The sequence below is a fragment of the Scytonema sp. UIC 10036 genome, from assembly GCF_009725235.1.
In genome coordinates this window covers 1-16,851 of the sequence record NZ_WJFC01000179.1, presented here as the reverse complement: position 1 = coordinate 16,851, position 16,851 = coordinate 1, and the positions used below count along the sequence as shown (strand labels likewise).

The 16,851-nt window shown below is 40.9% G+C and carries 8 protein-coding genes; 5 read left to right on the top strand and 3 right to left on the bottom strand.

Going from position 1 to position 16,851, the window contains the following annotated elements:
- Positions 1 to 230: 230 nt before the first annotated feature.
- Positions 231 to 4,715, bottom strand: a complete 4,485-nt coding sequence (locus F7734_RS47395) for a hypothetical protein (RefSeq protein WP_166482599.1) — start codon at positions 4,713 to 4,715, stop codon at positions 231 to 233.
- Between the two features lie 559 nt (positions 4,716 to 5,274).
- Here F7734_RS47395 and F7734_RS47390 point away from each other — a divergent pair.
- The 3 genes from F7734_RS47390 to cobT all read left to right on the top strand — a co-directional run bounded on the left by F7734_RS47390 (position 5,275) and on the right by cobT (position 7,988).
- On the top strand, positions 5,275 to 5,973 hold the full coding sequence (locus tag F7734_RS47390) for a Crp/Fnr family transcriptional regulator (protein ID WP_155751291.1): 699 nt from the start codon (positions 5,275 to 5,277) through the stop codon (positions 5,971 to 5,973).
- Between the two features lie 113 nt (positions 5,974 to 6,086).
- Entirely contained in the window at positions 6,087 to 6,710 is a 624-nt protein-coding gene (locus tag F7734_RS47385) for a DUF2232 domain-containing protein (protein ID WP_155751303.1), read from the top strand.
- A gap of 78 nt (positions 6,711 to 6,788) precedes the next feature.
- Positions 6,789 to 7,988 carry a nicotinate mononucleotide-dependent phosphoribosyltransferase CobT gene (gene cobT / locus F7734_RS47380; RefSeq protein ID WP_155751290.1) on the top strand — a complete coding sequence of 400 codons (1,200 nt, stop codon included), beginning with the start codon at positions 6,789 to 6,791 and terminating at the stop codon, positions 7,986 to 7,988.
- A 200-nt stretch (positions 7,989 to 8,188) separates the two neighbouring features.
- Here the strand turns inward: cobT and F7734_RS47375 are convergent, their stop codons facing one another.
- Complete coding sequence (locus F7734_RS47375) at positions 8,189 to 8,566, bottom strand: hypothetical protein (RefSeq protein WP_155751289.1); 378 nt, start codon at positions 8,564 to 8,566, stop codon at positions 8,189 to 8,191.
- Positions 8,567 to 8,908: 342 nt separating this feature from the next.
- Between F7734_RS47375 and F7734_RS47370 the strand changes: the two genes are divergently transcribed.
- Complete coding sequence (locus F7734_RS47370; RefSeq protein WP_155751302.1) at positions 8,909 to 10,051, top strand: extracellular solute-binding protein; 1,143 nt, start codon at positions 8,909 to 8,911, stop codon at positions 10,049 to 10,051.
- A 70-nt stretch (positions 10,052 to 10,121) separates the two neighbouring features.
- On the opposite strand, the gene F7734_RS47365 is transcribed toward F7734_RS47370, so the two are convergent.
- Positions 10,122 to 10,628 (bottom strand): hypothetical protein, encoded by a 507-nt coding sequence (locus tag F7734_RS47365; protein ID WP_155751288.1) that lies wholly within the window; start codon positions 10,626 to 10,628, stop codon positions 10,122 to 10,124.
- Positions 10,629 to 11,077: 449 nt separating this feature from the next.
- On the opposite strand from F7734_RS47365, the gene F7734_RS47360 reads away from it, so the two are divergent.
- On the top strand, positions 11,078 to 11,800 hold the full coding sequence (locus F7734_RS47360; protein WP_155751287.1) for a Nif3-like dinuclear metal center hexameric protein: 723 nt from the start codon (positions 11,078 to 11,080) through the stop codon (positions 11,798 to 11,800).
- Positions 11,801 to 16,851 lie beyond the last annotated feature (5,051 nt).

Below are 16,851 nucleotides of genomic sequence, written 5' to 3'. Positions count from 1 at the left end.
ATATAGACAAGTAATGGCTGTAGCTGAAAGGTCAAAATAAAAATTTTATACAATCTTTCACAAATCGGGGAATATTTAAATTTTCCGTATTTTTTTAATGTAGGTTGATAAATTGCGATACATACGGTTGTGTAAAAGGTAGTAGCCCAAGGGGAGGACATGGCATTCCCAGGGGAAGCCAGGGAACGAGGCGCAAGAGATGGCATTCCCCCTTGTCTCCCCAATCCCTCTTACTGAAGCACACCTATAGCAAAATTAACAGTGTAGGGTTCATCTAGTGATTGTCGGGTACTGGCTTTGATGGCATCAAGATAACGAGCGATCGCTTGCAGTTGCTGAGTATTGGGACGATAGGTAAGACTTCCTTGTTTTTCAAAAAGTGGTGCAGCCGAGAGGGCTTGATAATCGGGATTCTCGGATGAACTGGGAACAAGCCAAGTCGCTTCAGTACTTGTTGGTACTAACCCCGGTGGAAGTTCGCCTTCTAGAAAAGCAAGCAAGCGCTGCTGACAGTTGCGCGTGTTGATACCGCGATTCTCAAACAACTGAATGATTTCGCCAAAGGATACCGGGCGAGTTGGCAAGAGTCGCAGCAATTCTGTGAACAGGAAGTAATCGGTGTACTGTTGTCTGGAAACTTCCAAGACTTGAGGATGCAGGGGAAGCACGGCTAAACCGTATGCTACCCGGCTGCAAGTGGGTGAACCGTTTTCACCCAGGTACAAATCTTGGATAATCCTGGCATTTGGTAATTTTTGACGCAGCCACCGACTGACTGCTCCCAAGGATGCAACGCCTCCTGTTAATATGGCTTGATTGATTGCTTCTGTGGGTAGCCCTTTAGCGACTAACAATCTATTGAGTTCTCGATTGATACGACGTACAAAGGGGACAAACACTTGGCTTTCTAAGTCTCTTCGCTGCAACACCCATTTTTGATCTGCTAATTCTAAGGTAAAGGATTCTTGATGTTGTAGGATTAACTTGAGGGCAACAGCTGCATCCACAACTGCTTTTCCTAACAATGAACTTTCCAAGCGTTGTTGCAAGCGCACTCGTTCTACCAAGTCGGGTTCTCCTGCTCTTGGCAAAGTTAATTCTTCTAAACCCAGGCTAGAAAAACTCATTTGATCTAAGCCAGGAATGGATGGTTGCCAATGCCAGGGGTTGCTGCTGATGGTTTTGCTATCGCTTTGATTGTCAGTTCGCGGTTGCCGCCATTTTGCTGGAAGTAGCAATTGGCAGATAATATCTTGCTCAATTCCCGAACCCGCATGGGTAAACCCGTGGAGCATGAAATCGTTGTGGGTTAAGTCTTCTAAGTTGTCTGGCAAATCTACCAGCGCCATTTCTGTGACGTCGGCTCCAATACTAATGACAAGAGTGCTGCCATTCAAAGGACGATCGCTGGTTTTTGCCAGACGGGTACCTTGCCGCCCTTTGATTTTGACAATCTCACCGTTGGCACCATCTAGTTCACACAGCAAACACGCGATCGCTTCTTCCACAAAGAAGACTTGTTGTGAGTGCCGTACCAGTTTGCTTATGAGTATAGCTTCTCTAATGTTGAAGCGATACTGTTCCGACCAATTCGACGGGCAATTGCAAATCACACCAGTCACGCGACTGATAATAGCCCGGAAAATGTCTTGCTCTATACCAACAGCCGCCGCCGTTAAACCTAACGTTGTGCTGCTGCGATCTGCCATTAAGGTTAACAGCAATTTTGAAAGCGATCGCACAACCCAAACCAGAGGAACCGTAGAAAAGTCATTTAACTGCAAAACTGGTTCCCATTTTTGTTGTTCGTTTTTGTAAGGAAGGGCGATTTGCAAATACGGTTTTAACCGCGCTGAAAACAGATTTTGGGATTGAGTTGTACCTAAATGAGAACTTCCACCTTCACCCTCCGGTAACTTTTCTTCACCCACTGCCGCTGGTGGCGTTTGCTCGTGAGAACTCTCTGTTTCACCAACATTTACAGAAGCTGTTGGTAAATAAACTTCTGCAGGTAAACGAAAAGATTGCGTACTTGCCTCTGGTTGATTTTCTGCCATCCAGTAGAGAGGATAAACCTCCGTTGTAGAGCGATTTAACAGGGCTGCAGAAATTCCAGTCGTCCCTAAATCAATTCCTAAATACCAAACTGAGTTAGCCGTTTCAAGCGTTACTTCATTGTCATCTGTGGAACGAGAAATTGAAACTAAAGAACCCACAAGTTGTTCTTCTGTCGCTTCATTTTTTTTTTCAGTTGCAGCCACCAATTCTTTTTCTGCTGCTGAACCAGACTCAGGAAGCGCAGGCTGTGGAACTTCTTGCGGTATGAGCCGACTTTGTGTATTTTCTCTATTTTCTAAATTGTGAAGAGGTTGCAGGAGAGAATTGAGTTCTCCATCAAAACTCGCCAAATCCTGCTCCAATTGCTGCAACTGGGCTTCCTCCAAAGAAATATCGGCAACCGCTGGAGAGCGATTTTCCTCCTGTAGTAGCAAATTTTCTTGTGGAGAAGCAAGAATATAACTTTCTTGAGAAGAATCTGCATCACGACTATCGACGATCGCAACTGAAGGTTGAGCGTGTGTTGTAGCAATTCCCGTATTTGCCGTTCTACCAAAAGAAGATTCTTCCAGAACCTGTTCGCCATCACTTGTTTCATTCAATAAGTCAGTTAACGCCGTAATGGTGTCAGCACTGGGCGGTTGATCGAGCATAAGAGTTGCGCCATCGCTCTCCACTTCATCTAACTCTGTACTTTCCACAGGAACTTCATGTCTTTCCTGAATGCCAGTCTCAGTGCGATTCAAAAGTTTTTTCTCCGAACCTTCCACCCACGGATCTGATATCGAAGCGGCAGAATCTGCAGGGAGTTCTTGATTTGTTGGCTGTGCTGATGGCGTTGTTTCATCTGTAATTGACTCTTCCTTTAAATCCGTTGCCTTACGCTCTGCCAAATCTGTCGTCGTACTCGGTGCTTCAAAAACCACTTCGTGTAAGAAAGTTGCTGAATCTAGCTGTTCTCCATCTGTTGTTAAGGGTGGAGTCTCTGTAAACAATTCATCTATAAAACTTGTGGACTTTTTCACTTCAGGAATCATCTCCTGTGGTGCTACCAAGGGAGATGGATTTGTTGCTAGGGGTGGAGTGTGGGTAGATGAGGATGGCGTTACATCCAGGAATAACTCATCTATAAAATGTGTTGATTGATTGATTTGAGGAGTGACTTCTGGTGGAACTACCTTTGGGATGGGATTGATTTTTGGTGAAGAAGTTTTTGTGGATGGGGAGATCCCCATAAACAACTCATCTATAAAATTTGTTGCCTTTTTAACCTCTTGAACCTCCACAGGAACTTTCCGCGATGGTACTTCTGGTTGCACTTGGGCAATCACAGGTGTAATGGGAGCATCAGCAGGATCGTTCGTTACCTCCGATTTCAATACTGCTACTGTTGCTACACTTGCCTTATTGGTTAATTTTGTTACCTCATTTGCTACTACATTTGTTCCCCGATCTTGTGCCTCATTTTCAAACAAGCTGGCATACAGGCGATCGACTTCATCAGGTTCTGTTTGAGAACTATCCGGAGCCACGCTATCAGAAGTAGTATAAGTAACTAACTTTTTTTGCGTGTCTTGATTGAGAAGAGATGGCACTGTACTTACAATTTCTGTAATCACAGTGTTATTTTTTACTGGAAAACCAACCTGAGTCGCAATAACAGTATGTGTGGGTGAGGGTGATGTTTCAACTGGCTTGGGTTCTGGTAACTCAGGTTTTAACTGTTGAGAGCGGGAAGGCTTTAAGGTTTCCTCTTTTACATCATTAGTAGATGGCTCGCTATCAAAAGTGTACTGCTGTAAATGCTGTGTTAAATTACCAATCAAACCCGTTAGTAACTGCTCTCCCTGCACTCCTTTGCTGTGCATTCTTGCAAGAGCTTGTGATAGGGACTCATGATAAGTGTGGATATTGCGCTGTAGGGAGTCAAAAACAACGTTCACAGTTCCATCAAGTGCTAGTAACTTTTGATCGAGTTCGCGGGCGAGTCTTGCTACCTCCTCAACTCGATCTGCTGAGTGCAGTGAAGGTGCTTGAGTAGAACTTTGAGTAGAACTTGTGACGGGCTGTACATAACTTATGGGACTAACCGTAGCAGAAGCATTGTCACTACTGGGAAGGGGCGCTTCTTGAAAATTTGTCTCAGTTACGTTAGATGTTGAACCAGTGACAAGGCGATTCTTAAGCACCTGCAAGAATTCTGAAATCATGTGCTCTTGATTCGCCACTTGTTGTGCTAAGGAGTAGTTATGCAACCGCCTTTGTTCTAATTGCCTGATTTCCTCCACAAGATTTGCCCGTTCTTGCAGCAGGGTTTGCAATTCTGCTTGCAAAGGTGCCAGAAAAGCTGAAAATTCTCCTTTCACAGTAGAAGTATCAGCGCTTTCCTGTTGTTGAAGTTCGTACTGCCCCCCAGGAGATGTTTGGGGAGTTTCTTCGTGTCCTGCAAATCTCACAAGCAACGGAGATTGTTGTATTTGTTGCTCGCGTTCCTGTTCGTCGCTTTCTTTCAACCTGACTAGGAAACTTCGAGTTTGTTCTAAAATCTGTCTGGGTTCTGAGGCTTGACTGGAGAAAAACCTAGACAGTCGCTTGTTAGCCAGTAAGCGGTCAATATCTGCAATTAAGTTTTGAGTTTCTGTTAACCGGGAAGTCACGTTAAGTTACCTTATATAGAACTGTAGGTTGGGTGATATAGGAATTGCTGTACAACTGTTGCAATTTATGTTATTCGTGAATAGCAGTGTCTATCAATATGATGTGTCAAAAATTCGCCTACTTTGAGAGAATAGCTTAACAGGTCGCTGCTGTTTCGGCACACAAAAAGTGCTATTAATTGGCAATTTGACCGAATCTCGTCCTGCACGCTGTTCTTTTTCTCTCATCCCTATATTTTTGTTGCAGCTTGCTGTTAGAAATCTTAGGTTACCAAAAATAAACGATCTTGAGTATCATGGGTTTAGTTTGTCTACAATGTAATGCAGTAGCGCTTGTATCATTGGTGACCGTTGAGAGAGGCGCGTTAGCTGCACGATATTGTTGGAAAACTTTACCCTAATTTAATAGTTAGGTAAACCTTTTTTATAAGGGTCTTTCCAACTACCATATCGTGTAGCATAGTTTAGCTTTATATTTTAGTGGGTTGTGCTTTAATAGCATATGCTTACAGAGGAACTGTTATATTTTGCAGCTTAACAGTACAGTAAAGATGTAGTAATGGAAGAAAGGTATAGCTTACAAGCACCTGGCAATTCCTGGATGAACTTGGCTCCCTTTTTTCAGGGGCTGCCAGAAGCTGTCGTAGAACCTGCGCTCAACCATCTTGTGACCCGCACTCACCCAGCCAACCAAGTTATCCTGTTGGAAAATGATTGGGGCGGTTCTGTGTATTTTATTATGGAGGGTTGGGTAAAAATTCGTACATACAATTTAGAGGGTAAAGAAGTCACGCTAAATATCCTTGGAAAAGGAGAATTATTTGGCGAAATGGCAGCTCTCGACGAAGTACCTCGCTCCACCGACGTAATTACACTAACTCCTACAGTAATTGGGAGTATGCCATCCCAGGATTTTCTTAAATTGCTTTACACAGAACCCATGGCAGGAGTGCGATTGGCACAACTGATGGCGCGGCGATTGCGCCAAGTCAATCGGCGTCTGCGATTGCGGGAATCTGACAGTCAATCGCGAGTGGCAGACACATTGTTGTTTTTGGCTGAAGGACAGGGTAAGAAGGCGCAAGCAGGAACAGAAATTCCTAACTTACCTCACCGGGAATTAAGCAGTTTAAGTGGATTAGCGCGGGAAACTGTCACACGAGTATTAACAAGGTTAGAAAAAAAAGGTCTGATTAAACGAGAGCAAGATGTTATCTGTATTCCCGATCTATCAGCGCTCGAACGAATGATTGTATAGCAGTCACCACCTGACCAGCAACCAGTGACACTTGACACTTGACCAATGACACTTGACCAATGACCAATGACCAATGACAAGTGATAAAGCAAAACGATTTTAATAAAAATTCTATGAAGTTGGAAGCACCACTAAGAGTGGTGGAAACAGCATTTTTAGCTAGCACTGCGAGCTTAATTTGGTTTATTAATTTTTACTTTCCTTTAGGACCAGTTTTGCGGATATTTTTCCCCGTACCTATTGCCCTAGTCTATCTTCGCTGGGGCACCAGGGCAGCATGGATGGCAGCTGTGACTTCTGGTTTGTTGCTCTCAGTGCTCATGGGACCAGTACGCAGTCTTCTCTTTGTGATGCCCTTTGCTTTTATGGGTGTTCTTTTGGGGGCAACTTGGACTCGCCGCGTTCCTTGGATTGTTTCCATCAGTTTGGGTACGCTCTTAGGAACTTTGGGCGTATTTTTTCGCGTGTGGCTGCTGTCTGTATTATCTAATGAAGACTTTTGGATTTACATCATCAATCAAGTTACGGATTTCATAGAGTGGATATTCCTCAAATTAGGTATTTTGTCAACCCCTAGCGTATTCTTGATTCAAGTCGGCGCGATCGCTCTCATTGTCTTGAACAATTTTATTTATCTGTTTGTAGTACATTTGGGCGCATGGCTGCTCTTGGATCGCTTGGGAAATCCAATTCCCCGCCCTCCACGTTGGGTACAAGTTATTTTAGATTACGAATAGTTGTTAGTTGTTGGTTGTTAGTTGTTGGTTGTTGCTACTAACTACTAACCACTAACCACTAACCACTAACAAAACTGTATGATTCGCATTTATACACAAATTGAGCAAGCACGGGAATGGATAACTAAGTATCGAGGTTGTCTACCCGTATTTGCTTGCGTTTTAGGATTTACTGACACTTGTTTGATCCCAGGTATTTCTGCGGCTGGTTCAACGCCGGAGGATAGAAAATATACTGCTTGTGCAGATGCTGAGTTTTTATACTACGGTACTGGCATTAAACCCAAGTATCCCCTACCTTCACTCTTAGCTGGTGTGTCTCCTGTTTTCATAACTCGTGCTGTGGTTGAAACACTAAAAATCCCAGTATATGTGTTTAATGCTGGTTTGCCTCAGTCCCCTCCTGTTCCTGTCATAGATTTGGGGGGTTCTCCAGCTAAGTGTTTGAGCCAAGGTAAGGCAATGGATATAGCAATAGTTCACCATCTCTTAAAGCAAGGGATGGAATGGGGCGAACGACTAGCAAATCATGACCGAAAAGACTATTACATTTTAAGCGAGTGCGTTGTTGGAGGAACGACAACTGCCCTAGCAATATTAACTGGTTTGGGCATACAAGCTGTAGGAAAAGTTAACAGCAGTCACCCTGTTTGCAATCACGCTCAAAAGTGGACGCTTGTCCAAACTGGACTTTCCAAAGCAAGATTGGGGATTGGGAATTGGGAAATGGGGGCTGGGAAAGAAAGTTCTCAAACCTTAATCCAAAATCCAAAATCCAAAATCCAAAATTTTCCCGATCCCCTCCAACTTGTCGCTGCAGTAGGCGATCCCATGCAAGTCGCAGTTGCTGGAATGACTCTTGCTTTGAGTCGCAGTTGTGGTGTTTTGCTTGCCGGTGGAACACAAATGTTGGCAGTGTACGCTTTGACTTGCGCGATCGCACAAGTTTATGACTTACCTTGGCGAGTTGAAGAAGTCATCGTGGGAACAACCCGTTGGGTAGCAGAGGACTCAACGGGTGGAACTGTTGAATTAGCCGAGCTTATTGGTTGGCATAGCAGCACTCCTAATGAATTCTTTACTCCGCCCTTACTTGCCACCGAACTAAGCTTTGCTAAATCTCGTTATGAGCAACTGAGAGCTTACGAAAAGGGTTTTGTCAAAGAAGGTGTAGGTGCTGGTGGTGCTTGCATTGCGGCTTATCTCTACCAAGGTTGGCAACAACACCAACTTTTGCAAGCTATTGAACAACAAATACAGTCCGCCTATGGGAACTAGTGGAAGATTGTTTTTTGAGACCCGCCCAAGCAGGTTTTGCCTGTATAACGACGACTAAAAGTTGTTCCAGCTTTAATTTGTGAAAAAACTTGTTTTCTGAATTGAAAACTCGGGGATCGTTACTAGTGAATGAATTTAAGAGAGTGGGGATTCAGAAGATTCAGTTCAAACTCAAAAGTAAAAAGTTAATTTGATTTAAATTAAGAGTTTATTCTTTTAAGAAGTAATTGTTCTTCTAAAGCAGCAATGCGATTGTATGCGGCTGTTAGTTGTGCTGTCAGGCGTTGGATTTGAATTTCTGGTGTTATTTGTTTATCCCCACCTTGAAGGTTGCTATCTGAATATATGCCATCTGCTATGACATCCTTATGTTCAAGCTCTGAATTGAAACTGCTATGTCCTTTGAACTGGTGACGGCGATCGCCGCTGTTTCCCAGAAAATTATCCCTAGATTCTTCTTTTGCCAAGCAGCAATCTGATAACGCCTGAGAAACCTTACCATCAAGCTGCTCAATGACCTGGTAGAGGGCATCCAGTTTTTGACTCAATGTCAGGACTTGCTTTTGTAATGGCTCCATTTAATACCCTCGTCCGCTTATTTCTCTCTATGTTATAAAATCTCCTGCCAATATTAACCATATTTATGATTTTTTTAACTTTTAATATTTTCTGTTGAATTGCAAGATAAAACTCTTTAATTTGAAATATATCTACATATTTTCTTAAAGTATTACTCAAGATTTTTGTGTAGAAAAATGAATATCTTCAATTCAAGGCATTCTGACCCCAGACACCTATGAGTCATTAACCTAACTGGTCACTGGTCACGAGTCACTGTTAAACTTACACTTGAAGTTGCAGCAAAGCAGCAACTGATGGCGTTTTTAACTGAAAGTTCGGACATCTCAAATTTAAAATCAATGGAGCGACGGTCTTTTTTACTGAGTACAAGTGCGCTAGCACTTTCACAACTGCTGATTGGGTGTGGTGAAAACAATCAACCAACTCTCAACGTACAGTTGTTAAAAGGTTCAATCCCCGGTCAAGTGGTAAGTCAATTTAGCCAGGGATTGAAGGCACAGTTAAAGTTTGCTCCGGTAGAGCAGTTAGAACATTTACTTGAGAAATTGAAAGATTGGCAGAAAAAAACAAATACTAAGGGATCTGAATGGGGGTTTTCCTTTCCTTTTATAGGATCTAACCAAAAATCGGCTACATCGGATTTAGTGACAATGGGAGATTTTTGGTTAACTCAGGCAATTGGGGACAAGCTCATTAAACCATTAGATGAGACAAAAATAAAGCAGTGGTCTGCTTTACCAAAGCGTTGGCAAAACTTAGTAACGCGCAATGAGAAAGGTCAGATAGACCCGAATGGAAAGGTTTGGGCTGTCCCTTATCGTTGGGGTAGCACGGTGATTGTTTATCGCCGTGACAAGTTCCAAGAATTAGGATGGACACCGACAGATTGGAGCGATTTATGGCGAAATGAGCTCAAAGGACGTATTTCGGTGCTGGAACAGCCAAGAGAAGCCATTGGTTTGGTTTTAAAAAAGTTGGGTCAATCTTACAATCAGGAAAACCTTGATAAAGTTCCGAATTTAGAAAAAGAACTAGTATCACTGGATCGACAGGTGAAATTTTACAGTTCCACAAAATATTTAGAACCCCTGATTGTTGGGGACACCTGGTTGGCGGTGGGTTGGTCAAATGATGTTGTCCAAACACTTGGGCGTTACCCCCAACTTGCTGTAGTTGTTCCCAAGTCTGGAACCGCAATATGGGCAGACCTTTGGGTAAGCCCTGCAGGCAAGGAAAATGGAGATTTACTATACCAGTGGGTAGATTTTTGTTTAACTCCTCAAATTGCTAGAGAAATATCTTTGCTCACCAAAACGAATTCACCTGCGATCGCAAATCTACCTAAGTCCGATCTGCAAGAGTCTTTACGCAATTTACTACAGATGAATACTGAGGTTTTTGATAAAAGCGATTTTTTACTTCCTCTGTCACCAACAGCCACGGCTCAGTATCAATCGTTATTTGCTCGCATTCAAGGGTAGGGATAGGGAACTGGTGACTGGAGAATTTATTCGTTGACGCGTCTACCCCCTAAGCCCTAACCCCTGCCCCCTAGTTATGACTTTGTAAACCCAGCTTGCTTTGTAGATTCATGTCTATTCTGCACATAGCTGGACTCGCACTAAAATTACATGTATAGGTTGCCAATCGTTCTTGTTGATAGTTAAACACGCGCACATTATAACCGTAATTGCGTGCGACTGTACCCAAACGATTCACGAAATCATAGCGTTCCAGATAATCTAGCAAACTCCAAATTTGTTGATTGACGATCAAGTCAACTCTGGCAGGTTCTGTACCAGAAACTGGGTAAGCTATCCAGTTATCTAGAAGTTTGTTTTCCGAATTTTCCTTTGCCAACCACAAACTAGGAACTGTCAAATGCTCTTGGTAGATGGTGTTAGCCGTAACAACAGAAGCTGTTGGATTGGTCAATAAATTTAATTCCAACGGTTTGTCAGAAGCTGGTGGAATTGGTGGATTTTCTGCAAAAGAGGGTTGATTGGGCAGTGAAACTGCAGTTACCCAAATACCCAAAAGTAGTGCAAGCTGGCGCATTTTTGAATGAAAAAGTAAAAATCAAAGATGGAGTTAATAGTTATACTCACAGTTTTTGACAAAGCACAACTTGGTGCTTTTGAAAGGAGTTTCCCCCTAGTATAAGACAGAACTTATCCAATTAGGCTTCGTTTGTTCTGTTGTTACTGTAATAATAACCTCGTGCCAAACAATGTAACAAGTGCCAAGACTATATAGAGTTTGGAAACAGTTTTTATCCCCGTGGAAGTACTGTTATGGAAAACAGGTAGGTTGGGTTGAGGAACGAAACCCAACATTTACAAGTATTTGTTGGGTTTCACTATCGTTCAACCCAACCTACAAAAATTTTTATCCGAGCAGTATTGGGTTGGCACCGCTCGATAAAGTTTACCCAAAGTTACCCACAAGTGGATAATGTTGGAAAAACCCTGCCTTTAGGTGAGGTTCCAAACGAACCGTGAGGTTTTATGACTCTTGAGCATAGTTCTCTTCTTTTAGCGGAGATAGCAGAATTCCTAAATAACTCTTTAGGTGTTGATAAATATTTTCAGGAAGAGCCAGGGGGTGTGTATCTCCCGTCAATACGTCCTATTAAGCGTTTGGGTTTAGCGCTAGAACCTTGGACGGAGTTGCAAGAATGGGTTGACGCAGAAAATTTAGATGCCCTGTTCTTACATCGACCTTGGAAACTTCAAGCAGGACAACTTGCACCAGATATCGGTGTTATCTCTTATCATTTGGCATTTGATGAACGCCTGACACTCTCATTTAATCCCGAATTGGCAAAGATTTTAGAAATGTCTGGATTGGAAGTTTTGGGTGAGAAAAGAAACAGATCCATTGGAATGATTGGAGAAATTCCAACGCAAAGCTTTGCTGAGTTGTGCGATCGCGTCAGTCAAATTTTTGGTGGATACGAGCAAATACGTGGAGTTACTAGCCCTGAAGAAGTCCGCAAAATTGCCGTTGTGGGTGCAATGACAGACGAACTGGTACGAGAAGCCACAAATCGTGGTGCCGCAGCCTACATCACAGGACAATTACGTAAAGGAGCCGATGTTGCCTTGCAGGAAACGAAAATGAAGGCGATCGCCGTAGGTCATCGCCGTAGCGAAACATGGGGTTTGTGGGCGCTAGTTAGATTACTGCACCAACGCTGGTCTAGCCTTGAAATTGTCTGTGCTTCATAACTAATTTTTTTGAAAATAGGGTAATAAACTACTGACAACTTTTCAGGCCTTTTTTATAAATGATTTTAAATTCTCCTAGAAAATATTTATTTTTTAATAAACAGTATTACAGCCAATTTCAACTTGGTGAGGTACGGAAATTACCCTCCTCTGTCCCCCCGATACCTTGGGGGGATGAAAGGGGGGTGTACCTCATAAGACTGAGAAAGGCTATATATTTAACAATCTTTAATTAATAGAAGAATTGCCAAAATGGCAACTGAGATATAAATAAGCTCAATACATTAAAGACAGTTAAAGATGGTAAACGACTTCAAGGGTGTTATTATCAGGGTGTATCACATATTTAATCATTTGTGATACACTTTTCGCAAAACAAGAAGGTAGACGGAGTAAAAACAGCTAGATGAAGGAACGTAAACATGGCTGAAATCCCTACCAATGGTAAAGCTTCAGCAGCAAAACAAAGAGTGGGAGCACGAAAGCGATTGATATGCTAGCTTCCACTTTTTTTTAGTTTAAAAATGATTTTCGTTAATTGCTAACAGTTTAGAGACTGTTAGAGAAGACTGACATATGAGGGGTATTGCCCTGCATTCTGAGCAATAAACAGAATGATATATTTCAAAATAGTCAAGTTATTTCATCTCATGAAAGAAGTATTTACACACTTTTTCATATAATTTTGTAGTGAATTTAACGTTTATTAGACTTCTAACAAACGTGCCAGAGTGGCAACAAAGAAAAGAGGAAATGAAATAAATTAAAGACAATAAATAACGGTAAAGTGTTGTTATAAAACCGTACAAAAGCTCAAATAAAATTAAGATCGCTAACTATAAAATCGAACTCTGATACCAGAACACTTATCTAAAATTGATAGACAACTCATTGCCTAAAACAGCAAATATTATTTAAAAAATCAAGCGTGCATTTGTCGCAATAGGACTGGTAGAGAAGTTGTTAATTACAGAAAGCCCCCTAAATAACTGACAACATCTCTACATATTCCGAAACGCTTCAGCGGCAAATGATGAGTGGGAGCATGAAAGCGATTGGTATGCTAGCTCCCACTCTTTTTTTATTGGGGAGAATTTTGGTTAATTACTAACAGTTAGAAGTGGGAGTAGAGCCGAAGAAGAAATGAGGGGTATTGCCCTGCATTCATCATCAAAAGAAGAATGATATATTCAAGATAGTTAAGTCATTGCCAGTCAAAAAAGAGACGATTTTAGGCTCTGAGATTTGAATTGTGTGATGAAATTAACGGTTATAAAACTCCTAACAAAGATGCCAGAGTGGCAACAAAGAAAAGAGAAAATAACCTAAATTAAAGATAAGAAATAAACACAAGAGTGTTAGTCCAAAAAAATTAAGCGTGCATTTGTCGCAATAGGACTGGTAGAGAAGTTGTTAATTACAGAAAGCCCCCTAAATAACTGACAACATCTCTACATATTCCGAAACGCTTCAGCGGCAAATGATGAGTGGGAGCATGAAAGCGATTGGTATGCTAGCTCCCACTCTTTTTTTATTGGGGAGAATTTTGGTTAATTACTAACAGTTAGAAGTGGGAGTAGAGCCGAAGAAGAAATGAGGGGTATTGCCCTGCATTCATCATCAAAAGAAGAATGATATATTCAAGATAGTTAAGTCATTGCCAGTCAAAAAAGAGACGATTTTAGGCTCTGAGATTTGAATTGTGTGATGAAATTAACGGTTATAAAACTCCTAACAAAGATGCCAGAGTGGCAACAAAGAAAAGAGAAAATAACCTAAATTAAAGATAAGAAATAAACACAAGAGTGTTAGTCCAAAAAAATTAAGCGTGCATTTGTCGCAATAGGACTGGTAGAGAAGTTGTTAATTACAGAAAGCCCCCTAAATAACTGACAACATCTCTACATATTCCGAAACGCTTCAGCGGCAAATGATGAGTGGGAGCATGAAAGCGATTGGTATGCTAGCTCCCACTCTTTTTTTATTGGGGAGAATTTTGGTTAATTACTAACAGTTAGAAGTGGGAGTAGAGCCGAAGAAGAAATGAGGGGTATTGCCCTGCATTCATCATCAAAAGAAGAATGATATATTCAAGATAGTTAAGTCATTGCCAGTCAAAAAAGAGACGATTTTAGGCTCTGAGATTTGAATTGTGTGATGAAATTAACGGTTATAAAACTCCTAACAAAGATGCCAGAGTGGCAACAAAGAAAAGAGAAAATAACCTAAATTAAAGATAAGAAATAAACACAAGAGTGTTAGTCCAAAAAAATTAAGCGTGCATTTGTCGCAATAGGACTGGTAGAGAAGTTGTTAATTACAGAAAGCCCCCTAAATAACTGACAACATCTCTACATATTCCGAAACGCTTCAGCGGCAAATGATGAGTGGGAGCATGAAAGCGATTGGTATGCTAGCTCCCACTCTTTTTTTATTGGGGAGAATTTTGGTTAATTACTAACAGTTAGAAGTGGGAGTAGAGCCGAAGAAGAAATGAGGGGTATTGCCCTGCATTCATCATCAAAAGAAGAATGATATATTCAAGATAGTTAAGTCATTGCCAGTCAAAAAAGAGACGATTTTAGGCTCTGAGATTTGAATTGTGTGATGAAATTAACGGTTATAAAACTCCTAACAAAGATGCCAGAGTGGCAACAAAGAAAAGAGAAAATAACCTAAATTAAAGATAAGAAATAAACACAAGAGTGTTAGTCCAAAAAAATTAAGCGTGCATTTGTCGCAATAGGACTGGTAGAGAAGTTGTTAATTACAGAAAGCCCCCTAAATAACTGACAACATCTCTACATATTCCGAAACGCTTCAGCGGCAAATGATGAGTGGGAGCATGAAAGCGATTGGTATGCTAGCTCCCACTCTTTTTTTATTGGGGAGAATTTTGGTTAATTACTAACAGTTAGAAGTGGGAGTAGAGCCGAAGAAGAAATGAGGGGTATTGCCCTGCATTCATCATCAAAAGAAGAATGATATATTCAAGATAGTTAAGTCATTGCCAGTCAAAAAAGAGACGATTTTAGGCTCTGAGATTTGAATTGTGTGATGAAATTAACGGTTATAAAACTCCTAACAAAGATGCCAGAGTGGCAACAAAGAAAAGAGAAAATAACCTAAATTAAAGATAAGAAATAAACACAAGAGTGTTAGTCCAAAAAAATTAAGCGTGCATTTGTCGCAATAGGACTGGTAGAGAAGTTGTTAATTACAGAAAGCCCCCTAAATAACTGACAACATCTCTACATATTCCGAAACGCTTCAGCGGCAAATGATGAGTGGGAGCATGAAAGCGATTGGTATGCTAGCTCCCACTCTTTTTTTATTGGGGAGAATTTTGGTTAATTACTAACAGTTAGAAGTGGGAGTAGAGCCGAAGAAGAAATGAGGGGTATTGCCCTGCATTCATCATCAAAAGAAGAATGATATATTCAAGATAGTTAAGTCATTGCCAGTCAAAAAAGAGACGATTTTAGGCTCTGAGATTTGAATTGTGTGATGAAATTAACGGTTATAAAACTCCTAACAAAGATGCCAGAGTGGCAACAAAGAAAAGAGAAAATAACCTAAATTAAAGATAAGAAATAAACACAAGAGTGTTAGTCCAAAAAAATTAAGCGTGCATTTGTCGCAATAGGACTGGTAGAGAAGTTGTTAATTACAGAAAGCCCCCTAAATAACTGACAACATCTCTACATATTCCGAAACGCTTCAGCGGCAAATGATGAGTGGGAGCATGAAAGCGATTGGTATGCTAGCTCCCACTCTTTTTTTATTGGGGAGAATTTTGGTTAATTACTAACAGTTAGAAGTGGGAGTAGAGCCGAAGAAGAAATGAGGGGTATTGCCCTGCATTCATCATCAAAAGAAGAATGATATATTCAAGATAGTTAAGTCATTGCCAGTCAAAAAAGAGACGATTTTAGGCTCTGAGATTTGAATTGTGTGATGAAATTAACGGTTATAAAACTCCTAACAAAGATGCCAGAGTGGCAACAAAGAAAAGAGAAAATAACCTAAATTAAAGATAAGAAATAAACACAAGAGTGTTAGTCCAAAAAAATTAAGCGTGCATTTGTCGCAATAGGACTGGTAGAGAAGTTGTTAATTACAGAAAGCCCCCTAAATAACTGACAACATCTCTACATATTCCGAAACGCTTCAGCGGCAAATGATGAGTGGGAGCATGAAAGCGATTGGTATGCTAGCTCCCACTCTTTTTTTATTGGGGAGAATTTTGGTTAATTACTAACAGTTAGAAGTGGGAGTAGAGCCGAAGAAGAAATGAGGGGTATTGCCCTGCATTCATCATCAAAAGAAGAATGATATATTCAAGATAGTTAAGTCATTGCCAGTCAAAAAAGAGACGATTTTAGGCTCTGAGATTTGAATTGTGTGATGAAATTAACGGTTATAAAACTCCTAACAAAGATGCCAGAGTGGCAACAAAGAAAAGAGAAAATAACCTAAATTAAAGATAAGAAATAAACACAAGAGTGTTAGTCCAAAAAAATTAAGCGTGCATTTGTCGCAATAGGACTGGTAGAGAAGTTGTTAATTACAGAAAGCCCCCTAAATAACTGACAACATCTCTACATATTCCGAAACGCTTCAGCGGCAAATGATGAGTGGGAGCATGAAAGCGATTGGTATGCTAGCTCCCACTCTTTTTTTATTGGGGAGAATTTTGGTTAATTACTAACAGTTAGAAGTGGGAGTAGAGCCGAAGAAGAAATGAGGGGTATTGCCCTGCATTCATCATCAAAAGAAGAATGATATATTCAAGATAGTTAAGTCATTGCCAGTCAAAAAAGAGACGATTTTAGGCTCTGAGATTTGAATTGTGTGATGAAATTAACGGTTATAAAACTCCTAACAAAGATGCCAGAGTGGCAACAAAGAAAAGAGAAAATAACCTAAATTAAAGATAAGAAATAAACACAAGAGTGTTAGTCCAAAAAAATTAAGCGTGCATTTGTCGCAATAGGACTGGTAGAGAAGTTGTTAATTACAGAAAGCCCCCTAAATAACTGACAACATCT

What these genes read in the sequence shown, in the direction of transcription:
- F7734_RS47360 (WP_155751287.1), top strand. Translation starts at nt 11,078, where the DNA reads ATGACTCTTGAGCATAGTTCTCTTCTTTTAGCGGAGATAGCAGAATTC.
- F7734_RS47390 (WP_155751291.1), top strand. Translation starts at nt 5,275, where the DNA reads ATGGAAGAAAGGTATAGCTTACAAGCACCTGGCAATTCCTGGATGAAC.
- F7734_RS47375 (WP_155751289.1), bottom strand. Translation starts at nt 8,566, where the DNA reads ATGGAGCCATTACAAAAGCAAGTCCTGACATTGAGTCAAAAACTGGAT.
- F7734_RS47385 (WP_155751303.1), top strand. Translation starts at nt 6,087, where the DNA reads ATGAAGTTGGAAGCACCACTAAGAGTGGTGGAAACAGCATTTTTAGCT.
- F7734_RS47370 (WP_155751302.1), top strand. Translation starts at nt 8,909, where the DNA reads ATGGAGCGACGGTCTTTTTTACTGAGTACAAGTGCGCTAGCACTTTCA.
- cobT (WP_155751290.1), top strand. Translation starts at nt 6,789, where the DNA reads ATGATTCGCATTTATACACAAATTGAGCAAGCACGGGAATGGATAACT.
- F7734_RS47365 (WP_155751288.1), bottom strand. Translation starts at nt 10,628, where the DNA reads ATGCGCCAGCTTGCACTACTTTTGGGTATTTGGGTAACTGCAGTTTCA.